Below are 8,218 nucleotides of genomic sequence, written 5' to 3'. Positions count from 1 at the left end.
ACCCCCAGCAGCGATATTAATAATTTTATATTTATTGGATTGGGTTTTTACCATGGTTGAAAAAACTGTTGATTGAAAGTAGAGTGGATAACGACCACCAATACGCCATTCAGCGTAAGGTTTTTTGGGTAAATTGGGGTCAACTCGGTTAGTGTTACGTGAGGTATGGCAACCGGTAATAAGTATTACTAAACTGATGACGGTAATAATGCGTTTCAACATAAGCAGCAGTCCTTCTATGTTAGTGATCGGGGTGAATGAGCCGTTGCCAATCGCTTTAGTTGGCAACGAGTTTATGCCCAATTGATCAGCAAATCAGCCATTGTTTTCCCTGACTCGTTGCTCATAGCCTAAAAATTGGGTGGATTTTTTAGTTTCAGGTATTGTCCCATGGTGACGTTATTGTACTTTTCTTGCCATGCTTTAGGCATGCCGTGTTTTTTTAACCACGCTTTAGCTTCGGGAGTAATTTCAGTTATTTTTCCGTTAGGGTAAGGATTGGGACACACATCAGATCCTTGCGGTATCCGTTCGGTGACCCCTTTACCAAACTCTATTGACTGTGCATCAGGGTGAGCAACGCCTATGAGCCAACCGGTCACACTGCCACCCGGGGCAAAACCAATAATAACCGTGTCATTATAACCAATCTCATTTTGATCGTAGGCTTCAGAATAGTAATGATGTGGCGTTACCATTTCTTGCCGTGCCCACAATGGCACCACTAATTTAGTACGATAAAAGGTTTGATCGGCAAAAGAGGACCAGCAAATATAAAATTCTTCCGGTAAATCAGAATACACAGGCAGGTCATTGATACCAAAACGTGTATTCCATTTACCCGGATCCCGACTGTAATTACCCCCAGCAGCGATATTAATAATTTTATATTTATTGGATTGGGTTTTTACCATGGTTGAAAAAACTGTTGATTGAAAGTAGAGTGGATAACGACCACCAATACGCCATTCAGCGTAAGGTTTTTTGGGTAAATTGGGGTCAACTCGGTTAGTGTTACGTGAGGTATGGCAACCGGTAATAAGTATTACTAAACTGATGACGGTAATAATGCGTTTCAACATAAGCAGCAGTCCTTCTATGTTAGTGATCGGGGTGAATGAGCCGTTGCCAATCGCTTTAGTTGGCAACGAGTTTATGCCCAATTGATCAGCAAATCAGCCATTGTTTTCCCTGACTCGTTGCTCATAGCCTAAAAATTGGGTGGATTTTTTAGTTTCAGGTATTGTCCCATGGTGACGTTATTGTACTTTTCTTGCCATGCTTTAGGCATGCCGTGTTTTTTTAACCACGCTTTAGCTTCGGGAGTAATTTCAGTTATTTTTCCGTTAGGGTAAGGATTGGGACACACATCAGATCCTTGCGGTATCCGTTCGGTGACCCCTTTACCAAACTCTATTGACTGTGCATCAGGGTGAGCAACGCCTATGAGCCAACCGGTCACACTGCCACCCGGGGCAAAACCAATAATAACCGTGTCATTATAACCAATCTCATTTTGATCGTAGGCTTCAGAATAGTAATGATGTGGCGTTACCATTTCTTGCCGTGCCCACAATGGCACCACTAATTTAGTACGATAAAAGGTTTGATCGGCAAAAGAGGACCAGCAAATATAAAATTCTTCCGGTAAATCAGAATACACAGGCAGGTCATTGATACCAAAACGTGTATTCCATTTACCCGGATCCCGACTGTAATTACCCCCAGCAGCGATATTAATAATTTTATATTTATTGGATTGGGTTTTTACCATGGTTGAAAAAACTGTTGATTGAAAGTAGAGTGGATAACGACCACCAATACGCCATTCAGCGTAAGGTTTTTTAGGTAAATTGGGGTCAACTCGGTTAGTGATACGTGAAGTATGGCAACCGGTAATAAGTATTACTAAACTGATGACGGTAATAATGCGTTTCAACATAAGCAGCAGTCCTTCTATGTTAGTGATCGGGGTGAATGAGCCGTTGCCAATCACCCTGTTGGTTAAGGTGCGGTTGGTGCACTTGCAGTAAACGTGTTTTGGCGTACTCTTTTTCACTTTTTGCCGGCCAGCTGATTTTCACTATTTGACCAGTATTTTTTCAATCCAAACACCTTTTAGTTTAATGTATGGTAATATATTTAATCAAACTAAGGTTTAGGATGAAAATCATCTATTTGTTTGCGCCACAGATTATAATTCCAAGTGATCACTTTGGTTTTCAGTATTTCCAAATAATCTAATGCCGCCTGTTTTCCGGTTGGGGTAAGCATTTGTTCCAAACGTTGTTGGATTTGCTTGTTATATTCCCAAACCGGTGGTAATTGCTCTGCATCCCACGCTAAATTGTTGCCTATCTCGATAATTTTTTGTTTTGCATAATCACTTAACAGCGACCAGGCATAAGCTTTAATCGGATCTTGCTCTCGACCTAATCCATAGAAATAGGCTTCAGTCATGCGCAATATGCCAATAATTGAGCTATGCTCGGCCATTAGCTGGGCATAATCTATGGCTAGTTTTAAATCATCTGATTTTAATGATCTGCGGTATTCGGTTAATTTAATTATTTGTTTATACTTTTCATCCTGATAATGGTCACCTTGTTGAAATAACATTCGAGCTATCAAATCTTCGTAGCAATGATAGCCACCTTCAAGGGCATAATTTAAATACACAATACTTTTTTCTAATTGCTCATCAGGACAGGGGCGCGCCATACCTTGTTCATCATACCAACAAAAACCCATTCCCCACCCCTTTTTATATGCAAAATACGGATATTTTAAATCGGCAAACTTATCCCATAAATACCACTGTATTTGCTCACTTTTAAATACGTCAGGTTCAACCAACGGTTTACCAGCACTATCCACTAACTGATCCCGATATTTGCGCATAAATTCTGTAAATGAGATCATCCCATCATCTTTGTAACCATCATTAAAGAGTTCCTGCCAACTAAGGAGAGAGTAATAATATGGCATGGCATTTTTATCCCATTGCCAGGCATGTTTAAGAAATTTTATCAATTGTTCAGGATTAACCACACCATAAAATACGCCATCGTCAAAGGCTGAGTCATACAGCTTTTTAGCTTCGTCTATACGTAATAATTCATTTTCGGGAATAGTTGAAGGGTAAATGGTAAAGTCCATAATTAAATTTTCGGATTCAACAAAACCAACATTGACTTGACTATCGGATGATTGATTAAAATATAATTGATAAAGGCTAATAACCATAATCATCACTAGCATGACTATTTTGAACTTTGAACGTTTCAATTTGCTATTCTTCACACGCTATCCAGATTAATCACTATTATTCAACCTTAAATTTTACTCACTACAATATAGTTAAATAAATTACGGTTTAGGATGAAAATCATCTATTTGATTGCGCCACAGATTATAATTCCAAGTTATAACTTTGGTTTTCAGTATTTCCAAATAATCTAATGCCGCTTGTTTTCCGGTTGGAGTAAGCATTTGTTCTAAACGTTGTTGGATTTCTTTATTATATTCCCAAACAGGTGGTAGTTGATGAGCATCCCACGCTAAATTATTGTCTATCTCAGTGATTTTTTGTTTTGCATAATCACTTAACAGCGACCAGGCATAAGCTTTAACCAGATCTTGCTCTCGACCTAATCCATAGAAATAGGCTTCAGTCATGCGCAATATGCCAATAATTGAGCTATGCTCGGCCATTAACTGCGCATAATCTATGGCCAGTTTTAAATCATCTGATTTTAATGCCTTGCGGTATTCGGTTAGTTTAGTCAGTTGCTCATATTTCTGATCTTTATATTGACGCCCATGTTGAAATAACATACGGGCTATTAAATATTCGTAGCAATGATAGCCACCCTCAATGGCATAATTAAAATACTCAATACTTTTTTCTAATTGCTCATCAGGACAGGGGCGCGCCATACCTTGTTCATCATACCCACAAGTACCTATTATGTAACCATTTTTATATGCAAAATAGGGATATTTTAAATCGGCAAACTTATCCCATAAATACCACTGTATTTGCTCACTTTTAAACACCTCAGGTTCGACTAACGGTTTACCAGCACTATCCACTAACTGATCCCGATATTTGCGCATAAATTCTGTAAATGAGATCATCCCATCTTCTTTGTAACCTTTATTAAAGAGTTTTTGCCAACTGAGGAGAGAGTAATAATATGGCATAGCATTTTTATCCCATTGCCAGGCATGTTTAAGAAATTTTATCAATTGGTCAGGATTAACCACACCATAAAATATGCTATCGTCAAAGGCTGATTCATACAGCTTTTTAGCTTCGTCTATACGTAATAATTCATTTTCGGGAATAGTTGACGGGTAAATGGTAAAGTCCATAATTAAATTTTCCGGTTGATTAAGTTCATAGTTTCGTTTTTTTAAATTATCAGTATTTAAATATATAAAGCCAATACTGATAATAAGACCCAAAATAATGACAAAAATGATTAATTTTTTCCGTATTGATTTGTTTTTTTTGGCAGTAAAACTCATTAAATATATTCCAAATCATTTTGATTAAACACATCCACCTCAACAATGCGCGCTTCTAACTGACCTTTATTAAATACTCGGCAAGGTAGAATTTGATTTTTTTCGGATAATTTTTTAATTTCTTGGTAAATAGGATATAACTTAGGTAATGTAGTAGATGCTTTAATTTTTTTATTTTTTTCATAATTCTCTTTTAAACTTAATATCCTATCTTTTGTATCGCCTGTCAGTAAAGCATATCCCCACAAAACAGAATCAGCCATATAAAGAGCTACTGCATTGTAATATCGATTAGGACGATAACCATATATTTTTTGAATATCTTCATTAGTTAGATAAGATTTTGGTATATTTGGCATATAAATGCCATTTGTATTCAATTCCCAATTTTCTGCAAACTGTTGTGAATTAGTTGTAAAGCTTCCAAAAGTAACTTGCCCTAAACAGCGTGTTTTTTGTTGCTTTGAAATGGTATTAGCTAAGCAAATTTGATTTTCTATTTCTTCTTCATCTAGCGTATCTTCATAAGCGGCACCTCGACAGGAGTGTAAAACAAAAATGCCTTCATTTGGATGCCATGGTAGACGTTCCATTTTATCATAAAAGTCAAAATGTATTTTACCTCTACCAGTAAAAGCCAGGAAACTTTCATTGCCATGACCAAAATAATGAACTTGCCACAAAGCATATTTACAAGCCGTTTCTGAGTTAGTTAATTCATTATATAGTTTTGTCCATTCCGCTTTGAATTGTAATGGATACTCAAAACCTTCTATGATTCTAACTTCTGCATCGGGGTATTTAAGTTTTAATTGTTGTTCTTTAAATTTTGCCGCTTTAAAAAAGGCCGTTTTTCCATCACCACTAAAAGAAAATAATATAAAAAGAGGTGTTGGTACGTTTTTTAATATCACTTCCTCAGTGGCAACCTCGCCATTTTCAAGTTTACTTGTTTGAGCTGTAAAAATTTTACATTTTTGCGTGTTTTCATTTGGCATATTGATTAACTTACCTACTAATTAATTCCAGTGTAATTGTTTCATTTTCATTGGTAGAGTGGAATGGTTGTGTATACCCATTTTTATCGGTTTGCCCTTGTATCTTTCTACCATCAGGTAGCGTAGCAATGTAACGTTCATTGGCATAAATTTTTCCGGTTTCATCTTTACAGATAAATTTAACTGCATAATCACCAATAATATACGGTAGTGCTAATGGATTAGGTGCTATTGTTTTTGCTCCCATTTTTTGCAAGGCATTGCTTTTTATATACACATTACCAGCTGTACCGAGTTCAATCCCCTCTTCACTGATTTTGATATAAGAGCCTCCACAAATTAAGGTGATTTTTTGACTGGCTGTGATTGTCAGCTCACCATCAACACTGTCAATTTTAATATCCTGCTTGGCGGCCATATTCAGGTTGGCATTTTGCGCTTGCAGGTTTATATCACCCTGGTTAGCAAAGACTTTCATCCCCGATTTGTGAGCAAATAACCCCATTGATTCACCACCAGACAAGGTGATGGTTTTTAAGGCGGTAATATCAGTCTGGTTTTCACTGGTTAAGGAAATACTGCTACTCGTGGATAGCTGGATGTTTTCAGGACTGGTTAACGCAATGCCCTCCTGTGCATAAGCTAAAATGCCACTTTGCGCCAGTTCAGTTAAGTTTGCCTTGAGCTGATTTTGACTGTCCGTATCAGCACTGTGTGCTTCCGATTGTTTAGCCGCATTTTGCAGGGATTTAGCTATCGATAAGGCGTTTTCTAACTGAGTAATCGCGCCTTGCATATCCAGCTGTTTGCCCTGCGCTTTTGGCTCGGTTTGGGTGGTCAGATATAACCCTTTTGCCGCCGCTAAGGCGCCCCATTCATCAGTGCGTAGTTCAAACCCTTCACCTCGCTGCTCTTTATTCTGGTTAACTAAGTGACCAATATTAAGCTGGGTTTTTCCGTATTCAGTGGCTAACTTGATGTGCTCCTGACCGCGTTTATCATCCATCCGCAGTTTATTGTTGGTCGCCGTGCGAATCACATTGCGATGTTTGTTGGCCGTTGCAACATGGTCAGGGTGGGCACTGTCATGCATCGCATAAGCAATATAAGGGCGGTCAGGGTTACCGTTAGTAAAGGCTATCGCCACCTCCGTACCGTCAATAAGCGGAAAGTGAAAACCATAACGGCTACCGGCATACGGTTTTGCCAGTCTGACCCATAAGCTCTCTTCACCGCTGTTCCAGCTTTTCAGGTCAAAGTTAAACTTAACCCGATACCGTCCCTGAGTGTCAATATAACCATAGGTGTCATTATCCGGACTGGTCACCCGTGCCGGTAAGGTGCCGCTGATTTGTGGCCATGCTATCGGTTTAGGGCGGTAGGGTTTTAATACCTGATACGGGATGGCGGTAAATGCCACTTCATAAGCATCCGTGCGGTTACCGTGCCCAGCCACACTTATAATGATAAACCCCTCTTGCGTATCGGCTAACGGGTTACCTGTTATGCGAATACGTTGACCCGGCACCAGCTGACAGCGGTTACTTTTACCGCTGATGATTACCTGACTACTGATTGCCTGTTCATGACGAATACGCGCATACCATGTCCCACTTTCAATGCTGTTATCCTGGTTACCTTCGCGGTTACCATTTTGCTCTCCTGCCGCAAAACGGTTGGCTGTATCGCTATCACGACCGGTGTTATCAGTGCCATTATCATTCAATCCTTTATAGTGCTCTTCATAACGGTAATTCGTGCCATACGTCGTCCCGTTTGTCGGCTGACTGTTCACTTCCGTTTGTAAATTGCTGCCTGCATCCCGGTAATTATAATCCTGCACCTGAACTGACGCTTCAACCATCTGACTGTGTAAACCCATATCCCACACACTGTCAACGCCTGCATCTAAAGTGCCACTCGGTAGTTTGTAGTCGATATCCTTTGCCTGCTGATAACCTTGTTCGTAATCACTTAAGACCATAACATCACAATTGTGCTCAGCATGCGTTTCAAAACGAAACCATATCCCCACATCGGCTAAAATTCGTTGAATAAAGGTCAGGTCACTCTCCTGCCATTGGGTGATAAGCTCCCGGACCGGATAACGGTCTTTTAATTCTAAACGGTAGTCAATGCCGGTAAAACCATGCCCACGCAGCACCTCTTCAACAACGCCCACCACACTCAAATTCTGAAAAATAGCACTGTTATGACTGAGTGCCAGCTTTGCCAGCACCGAGGACAATACCACCTGATAATGCGCTTGCTCTTTATTGACCGATAACTGACTAAACTCAGTAATCACCCCGTATACAATGCGTGAATCGCCTGACGATAACAGGTCGGTCAACGACGATTCAAGCGGAGCAAAAGCACTTAAGGTATTAAGCGTTTGCGTTACCTTTGAGACAATATCGAAATTATTCGCCGGGTGAAAAATAAATGCGGCTTTTTGATTTAAAACCGAGTCAAGTGTGAGGTGTTTATCTGAACTTGTAAAGGAAATGCGATAATGCCAGGGCTGGTTAAGGGTTTCATCACTGCTTACATCTAATACCGATATTGCTGAGCCTAAGGCTTCTATTGTTAATGTGTAACGATTATGGCTAACATCTGATAACATGTTGTTAATGCCAGCTTTTTCACCTAATGTGCTAATTAGGTTGCTGAGCGCCTTAGGCATA

7 protein-coding genes are annotated in these 8,218 nt (G+C 39.5%); all 7 read right to left on the bottom strand.

Annotation, left to right across the window (positions count from 1 at the left end; genetic code table 11):
- Positions 1-222, bottom strand: a 222-nt coding sequence (locus tag A9G03_RS01610) for a DUF2931 family protein (RefSeq protein WP_141671552.1), incomplete at its 3' end; no start/stop codon positions are given.
- A 128-nt stretch (positions 223-350) separates the two neighbouring features.
- Positions 351-1,082, bottom strand: coding sequence for a DUF2931 family protein (locus A9G03_RS01605; RefSeq protein WP_065634378.1), 732 nt, complete (start codon positions 1,080-1,082; stop codon positions 351-353).
- Between the two features lie 128 nt (positions 1,083-1,210).
- Entirely contained in the window at positions 1,211-1,942 is a 732-nt protein-coding gene (locus tag A9G03_RS01600) for a DUF2931 family protein (protein ID WP_065634379.1), read from the bottom strand.
- Between the two features lie 209 nt (positions 1,943-2,151).
- A complete protein-coding gene (locus A9G03_RS01595; RefSeq protein WP_141671553.1) occupies positions 2,152-3,303 on the bottom strand; it encodes a sel1 repeat family protein in 1,152 nt (383 codons plus the stop codon).
- Between the two features lie 66 nt (positions 3,304-3,369).
- A complete protein-coding gene (locus A9G03_RS01590; protein ID WP_065634381.1) occupies positions 3,370-4,533 on the bottom strand; it encodes a sel1 repeat family protein in 1,164 nt (387 codons plus the stop codon).
- On the bottom strand, positions 4,533-5,531 hold the full coding sequence (locus tag A9G03_RS01585; RefSeq protein ID WP_065634382.1) for a hypothetical protein: 999 nt from the start codon (positions 5,529-5,531) through the stop codon (positions 4,533-4,535). Before A9G03_RS01585 ends, A9G03_RS01590 begins: the two co-directional genes overlap by 1 nt.
- 10 nt (positions 5,532-5,541) lie before the next feature.
- Entirely contained in the window at positions 5,542-8,217 is a 2,676-nt protein-coding gene (locus tag A9G03_RS01580) for a type VI secretion system Vgr family protein (protein WP_082209378.1), read from the bottom strand.
- Position 8,218 lies beyond the last annotated feature (1 nt).

This window comes from Gilliamella sp. wkB171, from assembly GCF_001693755.1.
Taxonomy (GTDB): Bacteria; Pseudomonadota; Gammaproteobacteria; order Enterobacterales; family Orbaceae; genus Gilliamella; species Gilliamella apicola_F.
The sequence above is the reverse complement of the archived record's forward strand: the minus strand, read 5'-3'. Positions and strand labels throughout refer to the sequence as shown.

Coding starts and splice junctions, on each gene's coding strand:
- A9G03_RS01605 (WP_065634378.1), bottom strand. CDS start 1,082: ATGTTGAAACGCATTATTACCGTCATCAGTTTAGTAATACTTATTACC.
- A9G03_RS01600 (WP_065634379.1), bottom strand. CDS start 1,942: ATGTTGAAACGCATTATTACCGTCATCAGTTTAGTAATACTTATTACC.
- A9G03_RS01590 (WP_065634381.1), bottom strand. CDS start 4,533: ATGAGTTTTACTGCCAAAAAAAACAAATCAATACGGAAAAAATTAATC.
- A9G03_RS01585 (WP_065634382.1), bottom strand. CDS start 5,531: ATGCCAAATGAAAACACGCAAAAATGTAAAATTTTTACAGCTCAAACA.
- A9G03_RS01580 (WP_082209378.1), bottom strand. CDS start 8,217: ATGCCTAAGGCGCTCAGCAACCTAATTAGCACATTAGGTGAAAAAGCT.